1 protein-coding gene is annotated in these 1522 nt (G+C 66.0%); it reads right to left on the reverse strand.

What is annotated here, in order from left to right:
* A partial coding sequence (locus tag VGH98_03785) for an FtsX-like permease family protein (protein ID HEY2375076.1) occupies positions 1-1522 on the reverse strand: 1522 nt, incomplete at both ends.

Raw genomic sequence — 1522 nt, forward strand, 5'->3', positions numbered from 1 at the left:
GCGCATAGCGCGACGAGCGCGAGCGCGACGGCCGAAAGCGCCAGCACCGCCGGATCGGCACCCGTCATCTGAAAGAGCATCGCCTGCGCCGCTTTGCCGACGGCGAGCGCGCCGCCGAGGCCCACGAGGGCTCCGACGAGCGTCATGATCGCAACCTGACCCAACACCATGCCACGAACGCGGTCGGGCGTGGCTCCAAGCGCCATGCGGAGGCCGATCTCCCGCGTGCGCTGTGCCACGGTATAGGCGAGGACGCCGTAGAGACCGATCGCCGCGAGCAGCGTCGCAAGAAGCGCGAAAGCCGCCGAGAGCGTCGTGATCAAGCGATCGAGATACGTGTTGTTGCGGACCTGCTCGGGAAGCGTTTCGAGCGCCTCGATAGGGAGACTCGAATCCAGCCGCTTCACGACGGCTGTGATCGCCGACGCGGCCTGTGAGAGATTGTCGGAGGTCCGCACGTAGACGTGCATGGCGCCAGGCGCCTGGTCCTGCCGATACGGCACGAAGAATTGCGGCGGCACCGTCTGTTTCACTTCGCTGTATTTCGCATCCTCGACGACTCCGACGATCGTCGTGTCGAGGTTGCTGCGGTAGCCTTGTCCCGGCGCCCATCCCATCAACTTGCCGACCGCGTCGTTCCCCAGGCCGAACTTCTTGGCGAACGTCTGGTTGACGAGAGCGACCGGGGCGGAAGTCACCGTATCGGCATCGCTGAACTCGCGTCCGGCGATGAGCGCGATGCCGAGCGCGGAGAAGTAGCCCGGGCCGACTCTGTTGTAGCGGGAGTTGCTGTCGGTATCTGGTCCGGCCTCGAACCCTTGAACGGCGACCCCTCTTCCGCGGTTGGTCCCGGCCAGAATCGGCACGTTCGAGACCGTCACGGCCGTCACACCCGGCGCTGCCCGGAGCTCGTCTTCGAGGTGCTGGAAGAACAGTCGCGTGCGATCGGACGAGTAGCCGTTCAGGTCTGGCGACAGGCCGAACGTCACCAGGTGATCGACCTTGAACCCGAGATCCACTCGACTGACGTTCAGCAAGCTCTTCACAAAGAAGCCCGACGACGCGAGCAGCGTCGTGGCGAGCGCGATCTGCGACGTGGCGAGCACCAGCCTGGCGCGCGCGGCGCCTTTCGCGCCGGACGGCTGGCCAGCCTGGTTCTTGAGCGTCGAGACGAGATCCGGCCGCGTGCTGTGGAGCGCCGGGAAGAGCCCGAAGAGCAGACCCGTCGCGAACGTCAGGCCGATGCCGAACAGGATCACTGTGCCGCTCATGCTGAATGTGATCGTGTGTTGCAATTCGGGCGGCAGCAGCGAGATGACGAGCCTGAGCGTCCACTGTGCGACGACCAGGCCGGCGATACCGCCGAGGGCCGCGAGCAGTAACGATTCGGTGAGGAGCTGCCCAATCAAGCGCGCCCGGCTCGCGCCGATCGAAAGCCGGATAGCCATCTCTCCGGCGCGCGCCGTCGATCGCGCGAGCAGCAGGTTCGCGATGTTGGCGCAGGCGATGAGCAGCACGAACG

It is taken from the genome of Gemmatimonadaceae bacterium, from assembly GCA_036496605.1.
Taxonomy (GTDB): Bacteria; Gemmatimonadota; Gemmatimonadetes; order Gemmatimonadales; family Gemmatimonadaceae; genus AG2.